Origin of the sequence: Streptomyces panacea, from assembly GCF_040560175.1 — a bacterium.
Taxonomy (GTDB): Bacteria; Actinomycetota; Actinomycetes; order Streptomycetales; family Streptomycetaceae; genus Streptomyces; species Streptomyces panacea.
In genome coordinates this window covers 41,193-65,445 of sequence record NZ_JARJHW010000018.1, presented here as the reverse complement: position 1 = coordinate 65,445, position 24,253 = coordinate 41,193, and the positions used below count along the sequence as shown (strand labels likewise).

Here is a 24,253-nt window from a genome sequence, read left to right as displayed (position 1 = left end):
CCCGCGTCGTTGGTGGCACCGCTGCCGCCGCCGCGCTCGCCACCGTCGGATACGGCACGGCGAACGTGCTCCGCGGCCCCACCGTCAAGCGCGTCACGGTGCCCCTCGCGAAGCTGCCGCGCGCCGCGCACGGCTACCGGATCGCCGTCGTCAGCGACATCCACCTCGGTCCGCTGCTGGGCAAGGCCCACGCGCAGCGCATCGTGGACACCATCAACTCCACGAACCCCGATCTCATCGCCGTCGTCGGCGATATGGTCGACGGGACCGTCGCCGACCTCGGCCCGGCGGCCGAGCCGCTGGCCGGGCTCAAGGCGCGGCACGGCTCGTACTTCGTCACCGGAAACCACGAGTACTTCGGCAACGCGGGCGAATGGGTCGACCACGTAAGGGAGTTGGGGCTGCACCCGCTGGAGAACGCCCGGGTGGAGATCGACGGATTCGATCTGGTGGGCGTCAACGACATCGCGGGCGAGGAGGAGGGCGAAGGCCCCGACTTCGCCAAGGCGCTCGGCGGGCGCGACACGGCGCGGGCGTCCGTACTCCTCGCGCACCAGCCGGTCGTGATCCACGACGCGGTGAAGCACGGCATCGACCTCCAGCTGTCGGGGCACACGCACGGCGGCCAGATGTGGCCGGTGAACTACATCGCGCAGGCGTCCAACCCGACCCTGGCCGGGCTTGAGCAGTACGGCGACACCGCGCTGTACGTGACGCGCGGGGCCGGTGCGTGGGGCCCGCCGGTACGGGTCGGGGCGCCGTCGGACATCACGGTCGTACAGCTGGCGTCCCGCCAGGCCTGACCGGCCCGACCTGCCCGACGCTCACCCGCACCGAAATCCGCCGCCCCGCGTCGCGGGGCGGCGGACGGCGCCGATACGCGGGAACCCCCCGGGGCCGCGACCGTGGCGGTCCGCGGTCCCCGGTCCGCGGTCCCCGGTCCGCGGCCCCCGGCCCCCGGCTCCGAGGGCGACCCGGTGTCCATCGGGCCTGGCGCCCTGTTGCCACACGCCGACGCCGTACCTCAGCTCGGCAGCGTGACCGTCACAGCCAGGCCCGCGCCCGGGGCCGTCCGTACCGCCACGGCCCCGCCGTGCGAGCGCACCACCGCCTGCACGATCGCCATCCCGAGCCCGCTGCCCGCGCCGCCGCCCCCGGCCCGGAAGAAGCGGTCGAATATCCGGTCCGCGTCCTCGTCGCTCATCCCCGGCCCCTCGTCGGAGACGCACAGCCGCACCTCGCCCCCGTCCGAGCGCCCCAGCTCCACCCGGACGGGCGCGTCGGCGGGCGTGTGGGTGCGGATGTTCGCCAGCAGGTTGCCGATGACCTGCCGCAGCCCCGACTCGTCCGCCTGCACGAGCACCGTGCCCGCCGCCGCCACGTCGAGCGGCCGGTCCGGCTGCTGCGCCCGCAGGTCGTCGGCCGCGTCGCGGACCAGCCGGCTCAGATCGACCGGGCGCAGCCGCAGCACCGGCCGCTGGTCCAGCCTGGCCAGGGTGAGCAGTTCGTCGACGAGCCGGGCCATGCGGTCCGCCTCGCCGGTCATCCGGGCCAGCGCGCGGCTGCGTTGGGCCGGTTCGCCCAGCATCCCCCTCTCGTACAGCTGGAGGTAGCCGCGGATCGCGGACAGCGGCGTACGCAGCTCGTGCGACGCGTCGGCGACGAACCGCCGCAGTTGCGCCGTGCTGCGCTCGCGCGTCACGTACGCCGACTCGACCTGCTGGAGCATGGCGTTGAGGGCGAGCCGCAGCTGCTCGATCTCAATGACCGGATCGTGCCGGCCGGGGACCCGGCGGGTCAGATCGCCCTCGGCGATGGCCGTCGCCGTCTCGACCATGTCCCCTAGCGGTCGCAGCGTACGGTTCGCGCTCATCAGGGTGATCATCGCGAGCAGGACGAGCAGCAGTCCGCCGAAGGCGGCGTCGAACTTCAGCGCGCGCAGCAGGCTCTCCTGCACCGCCTTGGTGGAGGTGGAGATCAGCACGGTGGTGCCGTCGCTGAGGCGGGCTCCCACCAACCGGTACGGGTCGCCGTTCACCTTCACCTCGCGGACGCCCGTCTCCTCGCTCAGCGCCGTCGGGTCGGAGATCGCCCGCGCCAGGTCACGCTGCCGCTCGGTCGGGACGACGCCCGCGAAGTCCATCGCCCTGCCCCGCGCGTCGACGGCGACGAAGACCGACTCGGGGGGCGGCAGCGCTCCCGCACCCGGCCGGCGGGGCGAGATCTTCTCCACGATCGCCGCGAGCGAACTCAGCGACTCGATCTGGTTGATGGAGAGTTCCGAGCGCTGCAACCCGTCGCGGGACATGGTCAGTTCGCTGTCGATCGCGTCCAGCAGATAGTGCCGCAGTCCGAAGAGGCTGACGGCGGTCGCGATGGTGATGCCCAGCGCGAGCAGCACCACGTTGATCAGCGTCAGCTTCGAACGCAGCGAATGCGTACGGGGCTTGGGCCGCCGGAAGGGCGAGGAAGGACAAACGGTCGAGGAAGGCCGAACGGTCGAGGAAGGCCGGGCGGGCGAGGCAGGCCGAACGGGCGAGGCAGGCCGGAAGAACAGGGAAGCCCGGAAGGGCCGGGGAAGGCCGACGCGCGGCCTCACGGGGAGTCCTGACTGGCGAGACCGTAGCCCACCCCGCGTCTCGTCATGATCAACGGCGGCCCGTGCGCGTCGAGTTTGCGCCGCAGATAGCTGATGTAGGTCTCCACCACCGTGGACTCGGCCGCGTGCTCGTACCGCCAGACGTGCCGCAGCATCTGCTCCTTGGTCACCACCGCACCGGCGTTGCGCACCAGGAACCGCAGCAGCGCGTACTCGGTCGGGGTCAGATCCACCGTGCGCCCCGCCCTGCGCACCGTGTACGTCGCCTCGTCCAGCTCCAGATCCCCGTACCGCAGCGGCGGCCGGGCCGCGATCCGGTCCTCCGGCAGGGTCCTGCGCAGCACCGCCCGGACCCGGGCGACCACCTCGTCCACGTTGAACGGCTTGGTGATGTAGTCGTCACCGAGCGACAGCCCGCCGACGATCTCGGCGGGCGCGTCCCGCGCGGTGAGGAAGACCACCGCCATCCGCGGGTGCGAGAGCCTCAGTTGGTGGGCGATGTCGCGGCCGTCGCCGTCCGGGAGCATCACGTCGAGCAGCGCCACGTCGGGGCGTGTGCGCCGTACCGCCTCCGCCGCCTCCCGTACCGAGCCCGCCACCACCACCTCGAACCGGTGGTAGCGCAGGGCGATGGTCAGGACGTCGGCGATGCTCGGCTCGTCCTCGACCAGGAGCACGGTCGCTGCATCCGTCGTGGTCATGGCTCCAGTATCCGCGCGCGACCCGCTCCGACCGGTGGGCGCTGCCTTGGAGTTCCTTGAGAGTCATGGCCGCGACCCGCCCGCGGCGGTGCCCCGACCTGATTCTGGGGACCCGGCCGAACTGGCCGATCACGAGCGGAAGGAACGACTGTGGAGGCATGGGCACGGTGGTGCTACCGGCACAAGCTGGTGGTCCTGGTGCTGTGGGTGGGGGCTCTGGCAGGTCTCGGAGTGGCCGGCGGCACGGCGGGCGGCAACTACGCGAACATGTTCGGCATCCCCGGCACCGACTCGTCGCGGGCGTACGAGCGGATGGCCGAGGTCTTCCCCGAGAGCGCGGGCGACACGGTCAACGTGGTGTGGCGCGTCGACTCGGGGGCCGTCGGCGACGCCGCCGTACGGGACCGGCTCGAACCGGCCCTCGACCGGATCGGATCCCTGCCGGGCGTCGGGGACGTCCTCGGCCCGTACGGTCCCGGGCCCGGCGGCGCGGCGCGGATCAGCGAGGACGGGCGGACCGCGTACGCGCAGGTGACCTTCGCCGAGCAGGCCGACGCCGTACCGATGGAGCTGGTCCAGGATGTCGTCGACACGGCGCGGGGCGCCGAGCGCGCCGGGCTCCAGGTCGAGCTCGGCGGGCAGGCCATCACCCGTATCTCCGCGCCGCCGACCGGTATGGCCGAACTGGTCGGCATCCTCGCCGCGGGCGTCGTCCTCTTCCTCGCCTTCGGCTCGCTCTTCTCGATGCTGCTGCCGATCACCGTGGCGGTCTTCGGCGTCGGCACCGGGCTCATGTCGACGCTGCTGCTCAGCCACGTGGTCGACGTACCCGAAGTGGCGTCGCTGCTCGGCTCGTTGATCGGTCTCGGCGTCGGCATCGACTACGCGCTGTTCATCGTCACCCGCCATCGCAGAGCCATCCTCGGCGGCAGTTCGCCCGAGGACTCGGCCGCCCTCGCCCTCAACACGGCGGGCCGGGCCGTGCTCTTCGCGGGCGGCACCGTCTGCATCGCGCTCGCCGGCATGCTGGTGACACGGATGAGCTTCCTCGAAGGCGTCGTCATCGCGACGTCGCTGACCGTCGTCCTGAGCGTGCTGGCCGCGATCACCCTGCTGCCCGCACTGCTCGGACTGCTCGGCGAGCGGGTACTGAGCCGCCGGCAGCGCCGCGGGCTGGCGGCCGACGGGCCCGAACCCGCCGAGGCGAAGGGCGCGGCGGCCCGCTGGTCGGCCGGTGTCCAGAAGCGCCCGAAGGCCGTCGCCGCCGTCGCTGTCGTCGTGATGGCCGCGCTGGCGATCCCGGTCCTGTCACTGCGGCTCGGCGCGACCGACCAGGGCAACCACCCCGAGGACCGGACGACCCGGCAGGCGTACGACCTGCTCGCCGAGGGCTTCGGCCCCGGCTTCAACGGACCGCTCCAACTCGTCGCGGAGACGGGCGGACTCGGCGACCCGGGCTCCCCGGACGTCAAGGCGGCCGTGGACGCGCTGGTCGAACGGGTCGCCGCCGACGACGGCGTGGCGATGGCCGCCGCGATGCCCGTGCCGTCCGGATCACCGGTCCCCGTCACGGTCATCCAGGTCGTCCCCACCACCTCGCCGCAGGACGCGAAGACCGACCAGCTCATCGACCGGCTGCGTGACGACGTCATCCCCGACTCCGGGATGGAGGTCCATGTCGGCGGAGTGACCGCCGTCTTCAAGGACTTCTCCTCCGTCACCGCCGACCGGATGCCCCTGTTCATCGCCACCATCATCGGCCTCGGCTTCCTGCTGCTGCTCCTCGCCTTCCGTTCGATCGTGGTGCCGCTGACGGCGGCCGTGATGAACCTGGTCGCCGCGGCGGCGTCCTTCGGCGTGCTGGTCGCGATCTTCCAGTGGGGCTGGGGGGCCGAGCTGCTCGGCTTCGGCAAGGAGGGTCCGATCACCGCGTTCCTCCCGGTGATCATGCTGTCGATGCTGTTCGGGCTCTCGATGGACTACCAGGTCTTCCTCGTCAGCCGGATGCACGAGGAGTGGGTCCACACGAAGGACAACGCCCGCGCGGTACGGGTGGGGCTCGCCGAGACCAGCCGCGTCATCAACTCCGCCGCGCTCATCATGATCTGCGTCTTCGGGGCGTTCGTGCTGAGCGGTGACACCGAGGGGGCCATGGCGGGGGTCGGGCTGGCCGCCGCCGTCGCGCTGGACGCGTTCGTCCTGCGTACGGCACTGGTCCCGGCGGTGATGCACCTGCTGGGACGGGCCAACTGGTGGCTGCCGGGATGGCTGGACAGGCGGCTCCCGCACCTGGCGGTGGAGGCGCCCGGGGCAGCCGCGCCGGCGACGACCGACGCGCCCTCCGGTGAAGAGGGGCACTCCGGCACCACCGTCGTCCACGGCTTCGTCCGTACGGAGGAGGGCGCGCCCGTCGCCGACGCCGTACTGACCCTGGTCTCGTCCGGGGGCAGGCAGCTCGACCGGGTGGCGACGCTCGCCGACGGCGGGTACATCCTCAGCGCACCGGTCGGCGGCTCGTACCTGCTGGCCGTGACGTCCGGTGCGTACGAGCCGTGGACCCGGCACATCGTGGTCGGCGTCGATCCGCTCGTCCACGACCTGACACTCAGCCCCTCGGAGGCCGCGTCACCATCGCGCCCGGCATGAACTCCAGCAGCAGTTCGTGGAGTTGACGTACGACGGGACGCAGCAGCCGGTAGCGGGAGAGCGCGATCACCCGGGCGACGACAGGTGTGGCCCGTACCACGAGCCGGCGGCTGCGCTCGGCGTCCGGGGTCCGGTCGTACACCCAGTACAGGACGAGGCCCATCTGGAGCAGCCACAGCAAGTGCGGTAGCTGTTCGGCCAGTTCGGGGTCCATCCGGGCCGACGAGCCGGCGAGTACGCGCTCGTGGACGGCGACGGCGGCCTCGCGCGCCGGGGCGGACTCCGGGGAGAAGGGGCTGAGCGGGCTGTCGGGGTCGGCCGCGTTCTTGAAGAACTGGGCGGCGAAATGGTGGTACGGCTCCGCCGTGTCCAGCCAGGTCAGCAGGACGTCCCGGAGACGGACCGCCAGATCCGGCTCGTCCGCCAGCACGGCCGTGACGGCCGCCTCGTGCTCGGCCGCGATCCGGTCGTAGAAGCCCTGGACGAGATGTTCTTTGGAGGAGAAGTAGTAGTACGCGTTCCCGACGGAGACGCCCGCCTCCTTGGCGATGGCCCGCATGGTCGTCCGGTCGTAGCCGTTCTCCTCGAAGAGGCGCAGCGCGGTTTCGAGGATGAGCGTGCGGGTCTGCTCGCTCCGGGAGGCCTTGATGTCGGTGCAGTCCTTCGGCTCTCGCACTTCGGGGCCCGGTCGCTTCCCGCACGCCGGCCGGGCCTGAACGGGGGACGGCGCGTCGCACCACCCACGCGAACATGATGCCGTCCGCCGCCTCATCGGGAAGAGTCGGCCCCATGATGCGTGCGGAGGATGTGCTGGCCGTCCTGGACCTGCTCGACCGGGCCGGCATCGAGGTCTGGCTCGACGGCGGCTGGGGCGTCGACGCCCTCCTGTGCGAGCAGACCCGGCCCCACGAGGACCTGGACATCGTCGTACGCGCCGAGAGCCTGGCCGACTACGGGCGGACGATGCGCGACCACGGCTTCCGGCTGTTCCGGGACGACGGGCCGTACAACCATGTGCTGGTGGACGACGGCGGGCGGCTGGTCGACGTCCACGCGGTGGACCTCGGCGGCGCCACCCGTACGGACGAGCGGGGCGTCGAGGTGTACGGCCCCGGCGGCCTGCCCTATCCGGTGGGCTCGCTGACCGGCAGCGGGCGGGTGCGGGGCCGCCGGGTCGGCTGCGGCACGGCGGAGTTCCAGGTCGCCTCGCACACCGGGTACGCGATCGACGAGGACGACGAACGCGACGTCCTGGCCCTGCACCACCGGTTCGGCGTACCGCTGGCCGGGCGGGTGCGCGCGTGGCACGAGGAGGACGGGTGGGGCGTGCTGGACGCCGCCAACCTCCTTGAGGACGTCTGGGCGCACTTCTCGGCCGTCGCCGGCGACGACTGCGTCGAGCCGAGGGCGGGCCAGGCCGTCACGTTCACCGTCGAGGAGGCGGAGCAGGACGGATATCGCCGACGCGCGGTGACCGTCTGGCCCGAAGGAGCCGCGACCCCGGCCGCCACTCCCGCCACGACCCCCGCCACGGCCTCGCCCACCACCTCCACCGTCACATGGAGCTGAGCGAACGGGCGTAGCCGATCTGGCCCATGATGATCTGGAAGCTCTCCGGACCGGTCGCGGGGATCATGGTCGAGTGGTGCTTGCCGCCGCTGGTCACCATCACCTGGATGAAGCCGGTGGTCGTCCGCTCCTTCATCAGCAGGAAGAGCAGACCCAGCAGGCAGAAGATGAAGAAGACGACCGCCAGGACGATGGCGTGCGCCGGGATCTTCTCCTCCGTACGCGACATGTCGGTCGCGTTCCACACCGCGCCCTGGATGGGCAGCGTGCCGGAGGGCGTCACGATCCCGTGGTTCATGACGGTGATGTCCCCGATCGACACCAGCGGCGCTCCGCCGCCCTGCGGCGCGTGCATGGGCAGGCCAGCCCCCAGCGTCGGGTCGTACCCCGGACCGCCCTGGCCGAGATAGCCGTAACCCGGCGCCGGGTTCGGATAGCCGTAGCCCGGCTGGGCGGGGCCCCATCCATATGCCCCGTCCGAGCCGTCCGGACTCGGGTTCGGATTCGCCTGGCTCATGTCTCCCCGCTTCCCCTGGTACCGCTTGGTCCAGGGCCTGTTGTTCGGATCAGGCCCTGACCGAATCCTGGCACAGAAAGGGCCCGCTCCGTACGGGCCGTCACGGCTTCGTACGGAAAACGGGCCCCACTCCACTGGCGCGCCGCGCGCTCAGAAGCGCCGGGTGATCAGCGCGCGCTTGACCTCCTGGATCGCCTTGGTGACCTCGATACCGCGCGGGCAGGCGTCCGTGCAGTTGAACGTCGTGCGGCAACGCCACACCCCGTCCTTGTCGTTGAGGATCTCCAGGCGCTGCTCGCCGGCCTCGTCACGCGAGTCGAAGATGAACCGGTGCGCGTTGACGATCGCCGCCGGGCCGAAGTACTGCCCGTCGTTCCAGAACACCGGGCACGACGACGTGCACGCCGCGCACAGGATGCACTTCGTCGTGTCGTCGAACCGCTCGCGGTCCTCCGCCGACTGGAGCCGCTCGCGCGTCGGTTCGTTGCCGGTGGTGACCAGGAACGGCATCACGTCGCGGTACGCCTGGAAGAACGGGTCCATGTCCACGACCAGGTCCTTGAGGACCGTGAGCCCCTTGATGGCCTCGACCGTGATCGGCTTCGCGACGCCCGTCTTCTTGTCGAGCGACGTGATGTCCTTGATCAGCGTCTTGCACGCGAGGCGGTTCTTGCCGTTGATCCGCATCGCGTCCGAGCCGCAGATCCCGTGCGCGCAGGAGCGCCGGAAGGTCAGCGAGCCGTCGACGTCCCACTTGATCTTGTGGAGGGCGTCGAGCACGCGCTCCTTGGGGTCGATCTCGATCGAGAAGTCCTCCCAGCGGGACTCGTCGGAGATCTCCGGGTTGAAGCGGCGGATCCGCAGCGTGACCGTGATGTACGGCGATGCCGCGGACTCGGCCTCGGCCTTGTCCAGTAGGGGAGTTGCCATCAGTACTTACGCTCCATCGGCTGGTAGCGGGTCTGGACGACCGGCTTGTAGTCGAGACGGATGGACTCCGTGCCGTCGTCGCCGACCTCGCGGTACGCCATGGTGTGGCGCATGAAGTTCACGTCGTCCCGGTTGGGGAAGTCCTCGCGGTAGTGACCGCCGCGCGACTCCTTGCGGGCGAGCGCCGACACGGCCATCACCTCGGCCAGGTCGAGCAGGTTGCCCAGCTCGACGGCCTCCAGCAGATCCGTGTTGAAGCGCCGGCCCTTGTCCTGGATGGACACGCGCAGATAGCGGTCGCGCAGCTCGGCGATCTTCTCGACGGCCGTCAGAATCGTCTGCTCGGTGCGGAACACCATGACGTTCGCGTCCATGGTCTCCTGGAGCTCGCGGCGGATGTCCGCCACCCGCTCGTGGCCCGTCGCCGTACGCAGCCGCTCGACCTGCGCCTGGACCAGCTCGGCCGGGTTCTCCGGGAGTTCGACGTGGTCGTGCTTGGCCGCGTACTCGGCGGCGGCGATCCCGGAGCGCTTGCCGAAGACGTTGATGTCGAGCAGCGAGTTGGTGCCCAGCCGGTTGGCGCCGTGCACCGACACGCACGCGACCTCGCCGGCCGCGTACAGACCGGGCACGACGGTCGTGTTGTCGCGCAGCACCTCGCCCTGGACGTTGGTCGGGATGCCGCCCATCGCGTAGTGCGCGGTGGGCTGGATCGGGATCGGGTCCGTGTACGGCTCGATGCCCAGGTACGTACGCGCGAATTCGGTGATGTCCGGGAGCTTGGCGTCCAGCTGCTCCGGCGGCAGGTGCGTCAGGTCGAGGTAGACGTGGTCGCCCTCGGGGCCGCAGCCGCGGCCCTCGCGGATCTCGGTGTAGATCGACCGCGAGACCACGTCGCGCGACGCGAGGTCCTTCATGACGGGCGCGTACTTCTCCATGAAGCGCTCACCGTCCTTGTTACGGAGGATGCCGCCCTCACCGCGGGCGCCCTCCGTGAGGAGGATGCCCATGCGCCAGATGCCCGTGGGGTGGAACTGGAAGAACTCCATGTCCTCCAGGGGCAGTCCGCGCCGGTAGCAGGCCGCCTGGCCGTCACCGGTGAGCGTGTGCGCGTTGGACGTCACCTTGAAGAACTTGCCGGTGCCGCCGGAGGCGTAGATGACCGACTTGGCCTGGAAGACATGGATCTCGCCGGTGGCCAGCTCGTACGCGACCACGCCGGCCGACGTCTTGACGCCGTCGATCTCCACGATCAACTGGTCCAGGACGTAGAACTCGTTGAAGAACTCCACGCCCTCCTTGACGCAGTTCTGGTAGAGCGTCTGGAGGATCATGTGGCCGGTGCGGTCCGCCGCGTAGCAGGACCGGCGGACCGGGGCCTCGCCGTGGTTGCGGGAGTGGCCGCCGAAGCGGCGCTGGTCGATGGTGCCGTTCGGCGTCCTGTTGAACGGCAGGCCCATCTTCTCCAGGTCCAGGACCGCGTCGATGGCCTCCTTCGCCAGGATCTCCGCGGCGTCCTGGTCGACCAGGTAGTCGCCGCCCTTGATCGTGTCGAAGGTGTGCCACTCCCAGTTGTCCTCCTCCACGTTGGCGAGCGCGGCGGCCATGCCGCCCTGCGCGGCGCCCGTGTGGGACCTGGTGGGATACAGCTTCGTCAGCACGGCGGTACGGCTGCGCTTGGTCGACTCGATGGCCGCGCGCATACCGGCGCCACCGGCGCCGACGATGACGGTGTCGTACTTATGGATCTTCATTGCTCTCGTCAGCCCCGGCTTTAGCGGATGTTCGGGTCGAAGGTGAAGATCACCAGCGTGCCCAGAAGGATGGTGAACACCGTGGCGGTGTACAGCAGGCCCTTGAGCCACAGGCGCGTGTTGGCACGCTCCGCGTAGTCGTTGATGATCGTGCGCATGCCGTTGGCGCCGTGCAGCATCGCCAGCCACAGCATCAGCAGATCCCAGGCCTGCCAGAACGGGGACGCCCAGCGGCCGGCCACGAAGGCGAAGCCGATCTTGGTGACGCCGCCGTCGAGGACCAGCTGGATGAGCAGGTGGCCGATGACCAGGACGACGAGGACGACGCCGGACAGGCGCATGAACAGCCAGGCGGCCATCTCGAAGTTGCCGCGCGTCGACTTGGGGGTCCTCGCGGTGCGCTTGCGCGGCGGCTCGATGAGCGGGGCCGGGTGGTCGACGTCGAAGACGCTCACGCTCTCGACGGGACTGATCGCGGCGGTGGAACCGGTCGCGGTGGTGTCTGCGGACATCGGGTCAGTTCCCCCAGAGTTCGCGTGCGGCGTGGCCGAGCACGGGGTAGATGGCGCCCAGCATGAGGACGAGCCAGACACCCACGACGCTCCAGAGCATCTGCTTCTGGTAGCGCGGGCCCTTGGACCAGAAGTCCACGGCGATCACACGCAGTCCGTTGAGCGCGTGGAAGAGGACGGCGGCCACCAGGCCGTACTCCATCACGCCGACGAGGGGCGTCTTGTAGGTGGCTACGACGTCGTCGTAGGCCTCGGGGGAGACGCGGACGAGTGCGGTGTCCAGTACATGGACGAACAGGAAGAAGAAGATGGTGACGCCGGTGACTCGATGAGCCACCCATGACCACATTCCTTCCCGGCCGCGGTACAGCGTTCCTGCCGGCACGGAAAAGCCCTCCGGGAGCGGGGATCGGGGCCGGCCGCCATCTTCTACTCGATGAAGCACAGTGGTGTCGGTCGCGCCCGGCCGGGTACGGTCCACCGGCCGCTGGCCATCGTAGCGACGCTTTGTCGGTTCGATTGCCCGGGGGCCCTTCGGTGTGATCAAACAGGCAGTCAAACGGCCACGGACGGGCTATCCGGACGGCCGTAGTCGTTCGATTCCTGCGAAACGCGGGGAGCGGGCGGTTCCGGTTGGCGGCCGGCCGGCCTGTCCGACGGTCTGCCGGCCGGTCTGTCGGCCGGTCTGCCGTTCTGTCCGTCCGTCGTCCCGTCCGTCGTCCTGTCCGCCGGGTGGTCGGCGACGAGGCGTGAGACCCGGGAGCGTGCGAGCCGGCGCAGTTCGTCGGCGGCGACGGCGCGCTCCTCGTCGGGGTCGTGGGTGAGCCTCTCGCGGATTCCGGTCAGCACCTGGTTCAGGCGCTCCTCAGGTCGGCAGTGGTCGAGGCTGATGACGAACGCGTGGCCGAAGCTGCTCTCGTACGCGGCGTGCGCGGCCCGCAGCGCGGTCCGGGCGGCGAGCGGCGCCTCGTGGTGCGGGTCGGCGGAGGTCTCGTCGGCGAGCGCTTCGGTGAGGTCGGCCGGGGAGAGGTCGTAGCTCGCCTCGTCGGCGGCGGCGAGGAGCGCGTCGACCGTCGGATACGGCCGGTGGTCGGCGAGCCGGCGGGCCCAGCGGCGGTTTCCGCAGCAGGCCAGCAGCGCGTGCTCGACGGTGTCGGCCGGGGCGGTGTTGAAGCGCGCCAGGCCGGCGTGGGAATCGCTGGACAGCGTGGGCTCCTGGCGGCAGTGGGTGGTCGGTTGTGGTCGGTCGCGATGGTCGGTTGTGATCAGTGGTGGTCATTGGGGTGGCAGAAGCGAAGGAAGATAGAGGCGAGACGGATGTTTCGTAAAGCTATCGACGGTGAGTGACCGTTGCCCGACAGATGCGCGAATTTCACTCGGACGGGACACCCTCGGCTCGCGCGATGGACAGGGACATGGGACGTTCGCCCTACTTCCTTCCTCTGTCTCCATGCAAGGGATGATCACGGATGCGGTGGAACTCCCCAGCGACACTGGTGGGCGGCGCGGCGATAGTCGCGGCCGCCGTCACCCTCACAGCGGTGGCCTGGCCCGACGCCACCCCGCCCGACCACAGCGCGGCGGCGGGTACGGCCACCACCCCAACGGCCGCCACCTCCGACGCGTCGTCGGCACGCTCCGACACCCGCCCGGCCGCGCCAACCCCCTCGCGCAGCTTCGCGCTCTCCAAGGCGCCGCGCACCGTGCCCTCCGTACGGCAGCACGAGGCGGCCCGCGGTCCCGGCTGGCGGCCCGGTGGCGGCAGCGGTGTCGTCATCGCGAAGAACAGCGGGCAGCTGGCCGACGAGGGAAAGCTCATCGCCAAGGAGCTGAAGATCGACTACCGGGGCGCCGTCGCGGCCAAGGCCGGTGACATCGAGCTGGCCCTGGAGTCGGGCAAGCAGGCGGGCCCCGAGTCGTACACCCTCACCGCGCGCGACGGAGGCGTCCGGATCGCCGGACCCGACGAGGCCGGGGTCTTCTACGGCACGCGCACGCTGAAGCAGTCGGTACGCGCCGACGGCGCGATACCCGAGGGCGTCGTACGCGACCAGCCCGACCGCCCGCAGCGCGGACTCAACCTGGACATCGCGCGCAAGTACTACACCGCCGGCTGGATCGAGAACCGGCTGCGTGAGATGGCCGACCTCAAACTCAACCAGCTGGGCCTGCACTTCTCCGACGACCAGGGCTTCCGCATCGCGTCGGACACCCACCCCGAGATCGTCTCCCAGCAGCACCTCACCAAGGCCGAGGTCCGGGGGATCGTCGTCCTCGCCGGTCAACTGCACATCGAGATCGTCCCCGAGATCGACTCACCGGGACATCTGGGCGCCGTCATGGCACCCCACCCCGAGCTCCAGCTCCGGAATGTGAACGGACAGCCCACCCGCGGCGCCATCGACATCTCGAAGCCCGCCGCCGCGAAGATCGTGGACGAACTGCTCCGCGAGTACGACACGTTGTTCCCCGGGCGTTTCTGGCACATCGGCGCCGACGAGTACCAGGCGCTCGTGGTCAGTGATCCCGAGGCGTCGTTCCCGCAACTGGCCGCCGCCGCACGGAAGAAGTACGGCGCCGACGCCAAGGTCCAGGACCTCGCGACGGGTTGGATGAACGACCGCGCGGCGGTGGTCCGGCCGAAGAAGGAGGAGGTCTCGGCCTGGAACGACGGCTTCTTCTCCGGCGGCGTGGTCAAGGCCGACCAGAACCTCCAGGTCGACTACTGGACCGGCAAGGAGATCGGCGCACGGCCCCCGCTTGACTATCTGCGCGAGGGCCGGCGGGTGGTGAACCTCAACGACGAGTTCCTCTACTACGTGCTGGGCCAGCCCAACGACTTCGTCTACCCGACCGGCCAACGGATCTACGAGCAGTGGACCCCGTTCGTGCTGCGCGGCACGAAGCCGGTGCCCCAGAAGTACTCGAAGCAGATCCTCGGCGCGCGGTTCGCGGTGTGGGGCGACATCGCGAGCGCGCAGACACAGGACCAGGTCGCCAACGGGATCCAGCTGCCCCTGGCGGCACTGTCGCAGAAGGTGTGGAACCCGGTGAAACCCGACCTCACCTGGGCGCAGTTCAAGGCGCTGGCGAACAAGGTGGCCGGCTAGACACTCCGTCCGGATCTTGCCGGGCCACGCGTTATGTCCTCAATCGCCTGACGGGCTGGTTCCGTTCCGTCCGGCGATTGGGGACGTAGCGGTCGTGGACGGGTCTTCCTCGCGTACCGAGCCTGCTTTCTGAGCCACAAGTGACGTTTTTCAGCCGCTGGGCGCTTTAATGAGCAGTATTCTGCCCGCGACAGGAGACGTGAATGAGCCTGGTGGAACTGATCGTTCGGGCGGATGAGCGAGGTCTCGCCGCGAGCGGGGTCGCCTGCCTCGACCGCTGCCTGCCCCTCCTCGCCGACGAGGGCGAGGTGCTGCGCCCGCTCTGGTCGGGCATCGCCGACGGCGAGACAACCTGGGCCCCGCGACTCGCGGCGGCCAGGGAAGCCATGGAGGAGGCCGTCAGCAACGACGAAACGGCCGTCCTCGTACGGAAGATGCTCGCTGCCGCGCCCTCCGAGTGGGCGGCGGAGCCCCTGCGCGGCTGGTCCGACAGCTGCTCGGTCGTGGCGCTGGAGATCCACCAGCAGTTCGACGTGGTCGGCGACCGGGTCATCGGCGCGCCCGGCACCGTCGAGAGCGGCGCGTACAGCGACTGGGTGGAGCGCTGCCGTACGGGAGTGGCCGACGGCGCCGAGGGGAAACCCGGCATCGGGCCGTTCATCGCCGGGCCGATGGTCTCCGGTGAACTGCGCCGGCAGATCCAGATCCTGGAGATCCTGTCCGAAACCGCCGGCGCGGCGGGACTGCGCCAGGCGCTGGACCTTTCGATCGAGGGCCGGCGCGTGCTGCGTGCCGTCGTCTCGCGGCGGGCGAGGGCCGGGAACTGACGCCGGCGGCAGGGAGGGGTGGGCGTCCACAGGAACCCGGACGCACGTCGGGGGCGGCGCCGCGCTGTCCGCGCAGGCTGTCCGAACGCGCTCTCCGGGATGGGCGAACGGGCGGGTCACGGCTGTGCGCACGGGGCCTGGAGAGGACGACCGGGGCCGCCACCTCTGGCCTGACTGAACCGTGAGGGGGCATGATCAGAAGTTTGTCGACTGAGTAGAGGCTCTGCTTACTGTCTAGTTCCGCCCTGACCCGGGTGTTTCTAACCATTTCTGGCTGCTGGCTGGTCACGCGTTGGTCGCGAGTCCTACCGTCAGGCCAGCCCGAAAGGTCAAAAGTACGTTATGCCGGACGGTCAGGCATGTGGCTCTGGAAGAGGCCGGACCCCGTGAATCCCGCTTCTTGCATCTGAAGGTGTTCCCTCTTATGGCTCTTCACCTGTTTTGGGGAGGCGTGAGCTTGTCAAGGTCGAGACTGACTTCGAAGGGCACCAGGCGCTGAAGGGAGCCCCGGAAGATGCCGGCGGGCGCATACACGCCCGTTGGTTCGTCGAGCTCGTACACGTGAACGGCGGGTGCGCCATTCTCGTCTTCGATGCACCAGTAGTGCGGGATGCGGGCATCCGCGTATTTCCGAAGCTTGACCGTGCGGTCCCGGTGGGCGGACTCGGGGGAGACGACTTCGACAACAAGCTTCACGTCCTCCGGGCTGTACCAGGTGCGGTCGGGGTCGTATGGCAGGTCCGTCAGCAAGAGGTCAGGCTCGGGGCGGTTTCGGGCATCGAGGCGAATCGTCATTTCCCGCTCGACCTCAGTGCCGATCGGTGCCTGCGCCATGAGCGTCGTGGTCAGGGCGGTGATGAGACGGCCGTGCCAGGACCGCTGGGGCGACATCATGAATACGAGGGCTCCGTCGATCAGCTCGGTGTGGCGCGGGGCCTCGGGGAGGTGGTCCAGATCCTCCGCGAACCAGCCTTCCGCGCGGGGCGGGCGCATCCAGTCGGGCAGTGCGGTCATGCCCTCACGGTAGCGGCTGCCGCGGTGGGGAGCCGAGTGCTCCCGGACCCGGCTCCCCACCGCGTGTGACTACGGTGCGGGGTTGATGCCTCGGCCCGGCGCGTCAAGACGGATTTGTTGTGTATAGGGCCAGCTGTTTCGCGCAGTCGGCGCTCGTGTTTTCCAGTCGCTTCATCGTGTCGGCTATCGCCGACTGCCTTGCCGGGCCGGGGGTGCTACGGGCAGATCACCGAAGACGTCAAAGGATGTCGTCTTCATTTTCGTGGAGGGGGCTCTTCCAGCCACGTGCGTGCCTCGGGGCCGCGCAGTCGCGGGATTAACTAGTAGGCGTCGAGCCCAGCAGGGAGACACCCTCGTGCGCACACCCACCCTGTCCCTTGCGGGACAGAGGCTCGGCCCAGCTCTGCGCCGGGTCAGGGCGACATTGCCAGGGTGGAGGTGGAAGCCCTTCAGTCTCCGCGTCAGCTCCTCACACATAGGCCGGACGCTCGTCGTGCTGAAGCCGCTTCCCGTCAGGTCTTCAGGCATCACGATGGGTACGTGGCCGACTTCGACCGTAGAGGTCCTTGCAGATCAGGTTTTCCAAAGGTCCCGCGAGTAGCAGGCAAGGGGCGCCGACTACCTCTTCCGCAGGGCCCCTCACCACCTGCTCGCTCCCGTCGAAGCTCTTGCAGAGGGGGCCGTTGCATCGGCGGTCGATTCGGCCCGCTTCGCTAATCCTTGGAGGAAGCGACGTGTGTCCAGTGAAGAAAATTACTTCAAGGGTTGTAGACGGGGACATTGTCCGGCTAACCCCGATTCGGGGCTAGCTCGCCAACCGCGGAACTTTTCTCTGACTTCTCCGTCCGGCTTCCCCTTAGGGGGCTGTCCCCCGGCAGTCTGTACTTCGGCGACAGCGACACCTACCACTCCCAGCGAAATCCGACAACGGCCTCTTCGATGAATGGAATATATTTTCGGGCCACCTGGTTGCGAATCATCCATTCCTGTTCCCAAACAGGATTTCCCTCGAAGTGGTCGTCCCAGATGCACCACCATAGACTTCTTGGAGTTTCATTCGATGCGAAATCGACCGCTATGTCGACGTTCTCTACTCGTGCAAATGCCGGGCGCCTTAATTCCGTGGCAGAGTAGCCAGGGGTGAAAAATGCTTGATATTCGAGCGCGGTGGCCTGCATCTTTGCCAAGGGCGTCGATAATAGGATGTCGACCCCAGTCAATCCGTTGCCATAAAGGTATCGAGCGCCAAGCGTCCCACCGTGCAAAACCTCAATTTGGGACGCCCGGGGATCGTGGTTGAAAAAATATGCATCGACGTCATCCTCGATGGCCCGGATCGCGTGAAATGTTTTCCGCCAAATCAGCGACCGATTAAGTCCGACGGAGTACCGCTCGACGAGGTTAATTGTGCGATGCCTTTGTGGCTTCGCCATCGTGCGTCGATTTCGCAGCGTATGTGCGACACCGAGATCGGGACTATTCTCCCCAAATGGTGTGCTCCACAGATCTTCCCGGTGGTTATCATCCATCTCAAACGCCTCAATGAACCATCTCAGAGTCTCCGCGGAGACGATCGATCCATTCAAGGCGCGGGAGACCCTGTCCTTCAGGCTGCGGGGCGTAATATTCTCTGCTAGCTCTCCACAATCCCACAGATAGAGCGCAATGACCTCCGCGATGGCCGCTTGATGAAGATCCTCTCTCGCGCGCTTGACTCGCTCCCGCCACCGCTGGCGATACCTCGGGTGCGCGGTAAGGATCTCTCTCAATCTGCGGCTCGTGATGAAGGCTCCCTGTTTCCTGATGACCGACACCCAACTCCTCCGCCCTCGTGCCGGGAATGTAGCGCGCAAGTATCACTCGCCCTGCCTGAGGGCCGCGCGCGGCACGTTCGCTGATCTGCATCTTCACCTAGCAGGGTGCGAGGCTCAGGTAGCCATGCGACACAACTGCGACACACACCCTGTGAGATTGAACCCGCTACGTCAATGCGTCAAGTGCGCATAGACCCTCACCTGGCAGGAGAAGCTTGTGCTCGATGAAACCTCCACGGGGATCCCGCAGGGCACTTCCGACAACAACTCGAACATCTATCCGAAAATCGTCACGCCAGATCTTGAGGTGATCGACACCAGTGCCGAATTGAAGGCGATGCACGCCTTGTTCGAGATGCTCAGTCCGCTGGGGAACCAAGCGCGAAATCGTGCTGTTCGGTGGCTTCTGGACGTACTGGAAATGGATAGCCGTGACCTCCAGTCGGATCTCCCGGAATCGGTGCACGTGAACTTTCCGCCTGGTGGTTCGAGTTTCCCCCAGAAAGGGGTAGAAGACACTCCGACTCCTCGGTCGTTCATGAGTCAGAAGAAGCCGAACTCGCTGGTCGAGCGCATTGCGTGCCTCGCGTACTATCTGAGTACTTATCGCGACACGCCACATTTCAAGACCAGTGATCTGGTGTCTTTGAACACTGAGGCGGCCGCGCCCAAGTTTGGTAATCCTTCGAGGGACAGTGACAACGCAGATCGCCAGAATGGTTATCTCGTTACGGCAGGAAGAGGGCTGAAGCAGATCACGCCACGCGGCGAAGCTGTAGTTCAGGCGCTCCCCGATCGAGAGGCGGTGAGTGCAGCCCTACGAGAAAACCCGTATAGGGCGCGCAGGCCCCGTGACGCATCACCGAAGCGGTCGTCTGACCGGAACAAAGGCGACCAGTGAGCGACAGCGCCAGGGCGGTACTCAACTCTACCTACCCGACCCATCTCGTTGATGAATTGATCGCGTCCTATCGGGAAGCGAAGATGAACTTCTACCGCGGTGGGCACAGGCTCAGTGCTGTCGAAGGGGGAAGGTTTTGCGAGGCTGCCTTCCGAATCCTGGAGCAGATTACCTCTGGTTCCCACACGCCGCTGGGAGAATCTCTTGACACGCAGAACGTCATTTCCAGGGCGGCCGCTCAACCAAAAGATCGACATCCGAAGTCTGTCCGAATCTACATCCCTCGGGCGCTACGGGTCGTCTATGACATTCGCAACAGCCGAAACGCCGCCCACCTCTCGGACGAAATCGACGCGAATCTACAGGACGCGACACTTGTGACATCGGTGTTGGACTGGGTGGTCGCAGAGCTGGTTCGGCTCGGCAAGGGGACCACACCGGAGGAAGCCCAGAGACTCATCGTGGACCTGGTGACGAGGCAGGTGCCGGGAGTTCAGGATTTCGGGAATTTTCAGAAGATTCTCCGAGCGGACATGCGGGCGAGTGATCGAGTGCTCGTCCTGCTGTACCGCCGGGGCGCACAAGGGGTTGCCTACCCTGACTTGCTCCAGTGGATGCCGAGCAGCATGCGCTCAAACCTCAGGCGCACCGTGCGCACTCTCGATGCAAAAGCACTTGTCCACGTGACGGATGAGACCGTTTGGATCACTTATGCGGGGCATCGAGCCGTCGAGTCGAGGAGACTGCTGGAGCCGCTCTAGCTATGTCGTGCCGGTGTTCGTGACACACCTTCCGAGACCGAACGAGTGGGGCCTTTTGGCCCGGATGAGGGTGGTGACATCTGGAGTCGACCGGGGTCCGTGCCTGGACTCAAAGGCTCGTCGGACAACTGTCGCACTCCATGTCGGAGGAACAGGGTGTGCCACCTGCGGCGCGAGCACTGTGTGCCACTTGCTGGCAAACGGTGATCAATAGGCCGGGTTCCGTGGGTCCCATCCAGCGCATATGAATTAACAGTAGTGCGGCTGCCTGACTTGACGATAACGACCTGGTGTTGACGAGTAGGGGCTGCGGACCGACGAAGCTTCTGGTGGACGGGTTCTCGACCAAGACCACCCATCTCCGCCAGGAGCTTTGCTGTTTGTCTACGCGTCCGTCTGCCCATCCGTACCGAGATACCTGGACGGGCAGCCCTCCGCCCGGCGCGAGAGATCGGGGTACGGGGGCGCCGCCCGGCCGGCTGCACTGCAGCGGCGAAGGCGTGTCATCCCCGACGGCGTCCTGCTACAGATCGACCGGGTCGCCGCAGACATCCCTTACGACGCGGGAAAACACAAGCGGGTCTGTTAGGTCGCGGCACTCGCAACGGTTACTTGGTTGCCTAGACTCGCGATCGACCTCGACGGACATCTGCCCAACGTTTGGGTCCGTTGCCGTGGGTCCCGCAGGACGCACGCTTTGCGTCCTGCGATGCAGCGCCTCAACTTTCGCCGGTACGGAAGGCGCTGAGGGAGCATGCCCTGCAGTTCGCGTCGAGAGTGACGCAGCGCACCGATCGCGGAGGGCGGGCCCGGCTGCGTTGGGCACGTGTTGGTCATGCCGAGGCCCCCTACTCTGCATCTTGCCTGTTCAGAGTGAGGGAGTTGGAGAGGACGACCGGGGCCGCCACCCCCCACAGGAGAGGCCCCGGTCGTCGTCCGGCGGGGACGCTGTGCGGCCCCGTACTCATGTCAGCGTCAGGAGAGCGTTTTCTGTCACACCGAGGTCTGTCGGCAGGTTGTTGCGGGTTGTACAAATTATGGACTTGGGCATCCGAGAGGCCGTAGCGTGCAGGAGCGCGTGGGGGCGCGCGGCAGTGACCAGCCGTGATTCAAGACAGGTTGTGTGGAGTGCTGGGGGACGACGCGGAGCTCACCGCCGCGGTGCTCGCGGCACAGGACGGGAACGAGACTGCGTTCCGGACTGTGTACCGCGCCGTGCACCCGCGGTTGTTGGCCTACATACGAACGCTCGTCGGCGAGCCTGATGCCGAGGACGTGGCTTCTGAGGCCTGGCTCCAGATAGCCCGCGACCTCGAACGCTTCAGCGGCGACGCCGACCGCTTCCGTGGCTGGACCGCGCGGATAGCCCGTAACCGCGCCCTCGACCACATACGGATGCGCGGCAGGCGCCCGGCGGCCGGCAGTGACGAGACGGAGCTGGCCGGCAAGGCCGCCGATTCGGACACCGCCGACGAGGCGATGGAGGCCCTGTCCACCGGCACGACGATGGCGTTGATCGCGCAACTGCCGCAGGACCAGGCGGAGGCCGTCGTGCTGCGCGTCGTGGTAGGACTCGACGCGAAGAGCGCGGCGAGGACGCTCGGCAAGCGGCCCGGCGCCGTACGGACGGCGGCGCACCGCGGGCTCAAGCGGCTGGCCGAGCTGCTGGGTGCCGAAGACCCGGAACCTCTTGAGGGCATGGACGGTATGGACGGTGCGGACCGCGTCGCGCACAGTGGCGCGGCGAAAGGCGGCCCGACCGGTGGCTCGCACGGCGGCCGGACCGGCCTGGAGCTGGGATCCGTACCGCCGCAGCGCGCCCGTCACCAGGGCGCTCCCGAACCGGCCGGTGTGACGCATTCGCCGCCGGGGACGCAGAAGGACATGTGATGGCGCACGAGCGTGAGACGTGGCTCGACCACGGAGTCGCGGAGCTTCTGCTGCGCGGCAGGCCGGTCGAGACCGCCGACGTACACGCCCAGGCGCAGGCCGATCGGCTCGCCAGGGTCCTTGAGGAAGCCGCGGACGACGCGCAGGCGGGCCCGGCCGAGCTGCCCGGCGAGGCCGCCGCGCTCGCCGCGTTCCGGCAGACGGCCGGGACGGCGGGGCGAACCGCCTCGCGGAGCTGGGACGCCGACGCGGGCGCGGGCGACGACGGGATCGGGACCGTACGCCTGGATCCCGAGCGCCGTGGGGTACGGCTGCCGAGCTTCGGGCGCCCGCTGCGGCTGGGCCTGGCCGCGGCCATGGCCGGATGCGCGCTCAGTGGGGTGGCCGCGGGAGCCGGTTTTCTGTACGCGCCGTCGGCGGGCGAGAGCCCGCCACGGCCGGCGAACTCCATCTCGGACGCGCTCACACCGGAGCCCCTGGTGTCCGAATCGCCGAGCAGCAGCCTCGACCCGCCGCCCCCGCCGGCCGATACGACGACCGGTAAGGACCCGGTCCCGCCCGGGGCCACGGGTTCCGACGCGGGGGCCGGCGATCCGAAGGACAGGAACAGCCGGGCGACGGGCGACGGCCGGCCGGGCAAGGACGGCGAGAAGTGGTACGCCAAGCTCGTTCAGGCGTGCCACGCGTACCGGGACGGCACGATCGCCCCCGGCAAGAAGAAGCTGCTGGAGGACGCGGCCAAGACCCCGCAGGGTGTGACCCACTTCTGCAACCAGTTGCTGAGCGGCGGCTCGGACCGCGACGGTCATCACGACGGCGCCCACGGCAACGGCGGCAACGGCGGCGACGGCGACGGCGGGGATGACGGGGACAGTACCGGCGGTGGCGGCGGCGAAGGCCCGCAGATCGGCGGCCCGATCGAGGGCGGTACCCCCAGCGGCCCGGCCGAGGGCGGTACCCCCGGCGATACGGGCGGTGGCACGGACGGTACCCCCGGCAGGTCCGAGGATCCGCCGAGCGGATGGCCGGGTGGCGAGCACGGCGAGACCATCGGGATGAACCCGCCGGAGTCCGGCGGGACGACCCTGCCGCCCCAACTCCCCGCGACACCCGGCTCGGACACGGGCTCCAGCTCGGGCCCCGCTCCGGAGGCCCCCGGCACGGACGCACCGGCCGCTCCCGCGGTGCCGGACCCCGGCCCCTCCGCGCCGTAGCCCTCGCGCCGACACCGAACGTCGTCCCCCTGCGACGGCACGATTTTCGGCCACGATCACCGCCCCGGGTTTGGGTGTGACGTTTTTTCGCCCTCCGACGCAGTAAAGAGTGTGCCGACTGGTCATCGGCCGCGTCAGAGCCGGGGTTCCCCCCGTACCTTCGGCTCGACGCACAATTGGCGCGGGCGGGATACGTTCCCCCGGTCCCGCCCGCGCCTCTCAACCCGTCGCCTCGTCGCTACTTGTAGACGACGACCTTGTCGCCGGTCCGCACCTGGTCGAAGAGCGACGCGATCTTCTTCTCGTCCCGTACGTTGACGCAGCCGTGCGAGGCCCCGCTGTAGCCCCTGGCCGCGAAGTCCGCCGAGTAGTGCACCGCCTGGCCGCCGCTGAAGAACATCGCGTACGGCATCGGGGTGTCGTACAGCGTCGAGACGTGGTGCCGGGACTTCCAGCCCACCTTGAACGTGCCCTCACGGGTCGGCGTGTACTGCGAGCCGAACCGGACGTCCATCGTCGACATCACCTTGCCGTCGATCATCCAGGACAGCGACCGGCTGTTCTTGCTGATGCACAGCACCCGGCCCGTCATGCACCGCGGATCCGGCTTCGGCGCCGGCTTGACGGCGGCCGGCGGGCGCAGCTGGGCGGCGGTCGGCTTCTTCGTCATCCCGAGCAGCTTCTGCCAGGTGACGGTGTCGGTTGTACCGGTTTGCGGTAGTCCGCGCTTGGCCTGAAACGACGAGACGGCCGTGGCCGTCACCGAGCCGTAGTAGCCGGTGGGGGTGCGGTTGAAATGGGCGATCTGCCGGAGTCTGGCCTGGAGTTCGCGTACCTGGTCGCCCTGGGCGCCGCTCGCCAGCACGGTCTTCGGCTTCGGCGGCGCGGGCTTCTCCGTCGCGCTCTTCGACGGTTTCGCGGACGGGGTGGCCGGTGCGGACGGGGTGGCCGGCGGCTTCGACGCGGCGACCGGCTCGGCCGAGGGGCTGCTCGACGCGGGTCCCGCCGGGTCGATCCTGACGCCGCTGCCCGGTTTGTCGTCGGCGCCACCCGCCGGATCGTTCACCACCTGCGCCGAGCAGCCGACGGTGACGGCGAGCACGGCACCGGTGGCGAGTGCGACGCGGAGCGCGGCGGTACGCGACTGTCGCGTCCCTGTCGGCGTCCGGGTCCCGGGCCGCGTTGATGTTCTGGGCAACTTCGTCCCCCTGTCTGCCACTGAGCTGTCCGATGGCGAGTATCCGAGTATCCGGGCATGGATGAGCCGTTGGAACCGGCACGTATCTCCTGAGACAGCTGAGAGCCCGTTCCGGTTGCCCGGACGACCCCGTCTTCGGGTAAAAACTCAACCGCGCCCGAAACCGCGGCCGAATTCCACCTCGGTGCTCAGCCAATGGAAAGCACGTCTCGACCGGAGAGCCTTCCTGACGGACACCGTCGCGCGCAACCACGCGAAACCGGAAACGCGGAACCGGCAGCCGGAAGGCCCAGGCG

At 68.5% G+C, this 24,253-nt stretch carries 21 protein-coding genes; 9 read left to right on the top strand and 12 right to left on the bottom strand.

Annotated elements, in window-relative coordinates; all coding sequences use genetic code 11:
• A partial coding sequence (locus P3L51_RS07240; RefSeq protein WP_354604237.1) for a metallophosphoesterase occupies window positions 1–803 on the top strand: 803 nt, incomplete at its 5' end.
• A 221-nt stretch (window positions 804–1,024) separates the two neighbouring features.
• Here P3L51_RS07240 and P3L51_RS07235 read toward each other — a convergent pair.
• Together P3L51_RS07235 and P3L51_RS07230 are read right to left on the bottom strand one after the other, a co-directional pair.
• On the bottom strand, window positions 1,025–2,404 hold the full coding sequence (locus tag P3L51_RS07235) for a sensor histidine kinase (protein WP_354604236.1): 1,380 nt from the start codon (window positions 2,402–2,404) through the stop codon (window positions 1,025–1,027).
• 191 nt (window positions 2,405–2,595) lie between these two features.
• On the bottom strand, window positions 2,596–3,300 hold the full coding sequence (locus P3L51_RS07230; RefSeq protein ID WP_354604235.1) for a response regulator transcription factor: 705 nt from the start codon (window positions 3,298–3,300) through the stop codon (window positions 2,596–2,598).
• Window positions 3,301–3,450: 150 nt separating this feature from the next.
• Between P3L51_RS07230 and P3L51_RS07225 the strand changes: the two genes are divergently transcribed.
• Window positions 3,451–5,946 (top strand): MMPL family transporter, encoded by a 2,496-nt coding sequence (locus tag P3L51_RS07225; RefSeq protein ID WP_354604234.1) that lies wholly within the window; start codon window positions 3,451–3,453, stop codon window positions 5,944–5,946.
• Here P3L51_RS07225 and P3L51_RS07220 read toward each other — a convergent pair.
• Entirely contained in the window at window positions 5,906–6,622 is a 717-nt protein-coding gene (locus P3L51_RS07220; protein ID WP_354604233.1) for a TetR family transcriptional regulator, read from the bottom strand. The two genes, P3L51_RS07225 and P3L51_RS07220, sit on opposite strands and share 41 nt — an antisense overlap.
• A gap of 113 nt (window positions 6,623–6,735) precedes the next feature.
• Here P3L51_RS07220 and P3L51_RS07215 point away from each other — a divergent pair, with 113 nt between their 5' ends.
• On the top strand, window positions 6,736–7,515 hold the full coding sequence (locus P3L51_RS07215; RefSeq protein ID WP_354604232.1) for a nucleotidyltransferase domain-containing protein: 780 nt from the start codon (window positions 6,736–6,738) through the stop codon (window positions 7,513–7,515).
• Here P3L51_RS07215 and P3L51_RS07210 read toward each other — a convergent pair.
• From P3L51_RS07210 to P3L51_RS07185, 6 genes are all read right to left on the bottom strand, one after another.
• Window positions 7,502–8,032: a hypothetical protein gene (locus P3L51_RS07210; RefSeq protein ID WP_354604231.1), complete on the bottom strand. Its 531-nt coding sequence runs from the start codon at window positions 8,030–8,032 to the stop codon at window positions 7,502–7,504. The two genes, P3L51_RS07215 and P3L51_RS07210, sit on opposite strands and share 14 nt — an antisense overlap.
• Before the next feature lie 150 nt (window positions 8,033–8,182).
• Window positions 8,183–8,962, bottom strand: coding sequence for a succinate dehydrogenase iron-sulfur subunit (locus tag P3L51_RS07205; RefSeq protein ID WP_354604230.1), 780 nt, complete (start codon window positions 8,960–8,962; stop codon window positions 8,183–8,185).
• Window positions 8,962–10,716 (bottom strand): succinate dehydrogenase flavoprotein subunit, encoded by a 1,755-nt coding sequence (sdhA, locus tag P3L51_RS07200; protein WP_354604229.1) that lies wholly within the window; start codon window positions 10,714–10,716, stop codon window positions 8,962–8,964. The genes P3L51_RS07205 and sdhA overlap by 1 nt, the downstream gene beginning before the upstream one ends.
• 20 nt (window positions 10,717–10,736) lie before the next feature.
• Window positions 10,737–11,228: a succinate dehydrogenase hydrophobic membrane anchor subunit gene (locus tag P3L51_RS07195; protein WP_354604228.1), complete on the bottom strand. Its 492-nt coding sequence runs from the start codon at window positions 11,226–11,228 to the stop codon at window positions 10,737–10,739.
• A gap of 4 nt (window positions 11,229–11,232) precedes the next feature.
• A complete protein-coding gene (gene sdhC / locus P3L51_RS07190; protein WP_354604227.1) occupies window positions 11,233–11,613 on the bottom strand; it encodes a succinate dehydrogenase, cytochrome b556 subunit in 381 nt (126 codons plus the stop codon).
• Between the two features lie 170 nt (window positions 11,614–11,783).
• Window positions 11,784–12,365, bottom strand: coding sequence for a 2-oxo-4-hydroxy-4-carboxy-5-ureidoimidazoline decarboxylase (locus P3L51_RS07185; protein ID WP_435594397.1), 582 nt, complete (start codon window positions 12,363–12,365; stop codon window positions 11,784–11,786).
• Window positions 12,366–12,697: 332 nt separating this feature from the next.
• On the opposite strand from P3L51_RS07185, the gene P3L51_RS07180 reads away from it, so the two are divergent.
• Both P3L51_RS07180 and P3L51_RS07175 read left to right on the top strand, forming a co-directional pair.
• Entirely contained in the window at window positions 12,698–14,338 is a 1,641-nt protein-coding gene (locus P3L51_RS07180) for a beta-N-acetylhexosaminidase (RefSeq protein WP_354604226.1), read from the top strand.
• A gap of 203 nt (window positions 14,339–14,541) precedes the next feature.
• The gene (locus P3L51_RS07175) at window positions 14,542–15,165 is read left to right on the top strand and encodes a hypothetical protein (RefSeq protein WP_354604225.1); all 624 of its coding nucleotides are present in this window, start codon (window positions 14,542–14,544) and stop codon (window positions 15,163–15,165) included.
• 432 nt (window positions 15,166–15,597) lie between these two features.
• Here the strand turns inward: P3L51_RS07175 and P3L51_RS07170 are convergent, their stop codons facing one another.
• Entirely contained in the window at window positions 15,598–16,179 is a 582-nt protein-coding gene (locus P3L51_RS07170) for a Uma2 family endonuclease (RefSeq protein WP_354604224.1), read from the bottom strand.
• 902 nt (window positions 16,180–17,081) lie between these two features.
• Window positions 17,082–17,993: a hypothetical protein gene (locus tag P3L51_RS07165; protein WP_354604223.1), complete on the bottom strand. Its 912-nt coding sequence runs from the start codon at window positions 17,991–17,993 to the stop codon at window positions 17,082–17,084.
• Between the two features lie 217 nt (window positions 17,994–18,210).
• On the opposite strand from P3L51_RS07165, the gene P3L51_RS07160 reads away from it, so the two are divergent.
• The 4 genes from P3L51_RS07160 to P3L51_RS07145 all read left to right on the top strand — a co-directional run bounded on the left by P3L51_RS07160 (window position 18,211) and on the right by P3L51_RS07145 (window position 22,759).
• The gene (locus tag P3L51_RS07160; protein WP_354604222.1) at window positions 18,211–18,894 is read left to right on the top strand and encodes a hypothetical protein; all 684 of its coding nucleotides are present in this window, start codon (window positions 18,211–18,213) and stop codon (window positions 18,892–18,894) included.
• On the top strand, window positions 18,891–19,655 hold the full coding sequence (locus P3L51_RS07155) for a hypothetical protein (RefSeq protein ID WP_354604221.1): 765 nt from the start codon (window positions 18,891–18,893) through the stop codon (window positions 19,653–19,655). The genes P3L51_RS07160 and P3L51_RS07155 overlap by 4 nt, the downstream gene beginning before the upstream one ends.
• A 1,128-nt stretch (window positions 19,656–20,783) precedes the next feature.
• Window positions 20,784–21,545: an RNA polymerase sigma factor gene (locus P3L51_RS07150; protein WP_354604220.1), complete on the top strand. Its 762-nt coding sequence runs from the start codon at window positions 20,784–20,786 to the stop codon at window positions 21,543–21,545.
• A complete protein-coding gene (locus P3L51_RS07145; protein WP_354604219.1) occupies window positions 21,545–22,759 on the top strand; it encodes a hypothetical protein in 1,215 nt (404 codons plus the stop codon). Before P3L51_RS07150 ends, P3L51_RS07145 begins: the two co-directional genes overlap by 1 nt.
• A 238-nt stretch (window positions 22,760–22,997) precedes the next feature.
• Here P3L51_RS07145 and P3L51_RS07140 read toward each other — a convergent pair whose 3' ends face one another.
• Window positions 22,998–23,957 carry a L,D-transpeptidase family protein gene (locus P3L51_RS07140; RefSeq protein WP_435594396.1) on the bottom strand — a complete coding sequence of 320 codons (960 nt, stop codon included), beginning with the start codon at window positions 23,955–23,957 and terminating at the stop codon, window positions 22,998–23,000.
• Window positions 23,958–24,253 lie beyond the last annotated feature (296 nt).

Coding starts and splice junctions, on each gene's coding strand:
- P3L51_RS07230 (WP_354604235.1), bottom strand. CDS start 3,300: ATGACCACGACGGATGCAGCGACCGTGCTCCTGGTCGAGGACGAGCCG.
- P3L51_RS07215 (WP_354604232.1), top strand. CDS start 6,736: ATGATGCGTGCGGAGGATGTGCTGGCCGTCCTGGACCTGCTCGACCGG.
- P3L51_RS07210 (WP_354604231.1), bottom strand. CDS start 8,032: ATGAGCCAGGCGAATCCGAACCCGAGTCCGGACGGCTCGGACGGGGCA.
- P3L51_RS07205 (WP_354604230.1), bottom strand. CDS start 8,962: ATGGCAACTCCCCTACTGGACAAGGCCGAGGCCGAGTCCGCGGCATCG.
- sdhA (WP_354604229.1), bottom strand. CDS start 10,716: ATGAAGATCCATAAGTACGACACCGTCATCGTCGGCGCCGGTGGCGCC.
- P3L51_RS07195 (WP_354604228.1), bottom strand. CDS start 11,228: ATGTCCGCAGACACCACCGCGACCGGTTCCACCGCCGCGATCAGTCCC.
- P3L51_RS07180 (WP_354604226.1), top strand. CDS start 12,698: ATGCGGTGGAACTCCCCAGCGACACTGGTGGGCGGCGCGGCGATAGTC.
- P3L51_RS07175 (WP_354604225.1), top strand. CDS start 14,542: ATGAGCCTGGTGGAACTGATCGTTCGGGCGGATGAGCGAGGTCTCGCC.
- P3L51_RS07170 (WP_354604224.1), bottom strand. CDS start 16,179: ATGACCGCACTGCCCGACTGGATGCGCCCGCCCCGCGCGGAAGGCTGG.
- P3L51_RS07145 (WP_354604219.1), top strand. CDS start 21,545: ATGGCGCACGAGCGTGAGACGTGGCTCGACCACGGAGTCGCGGAGCTT.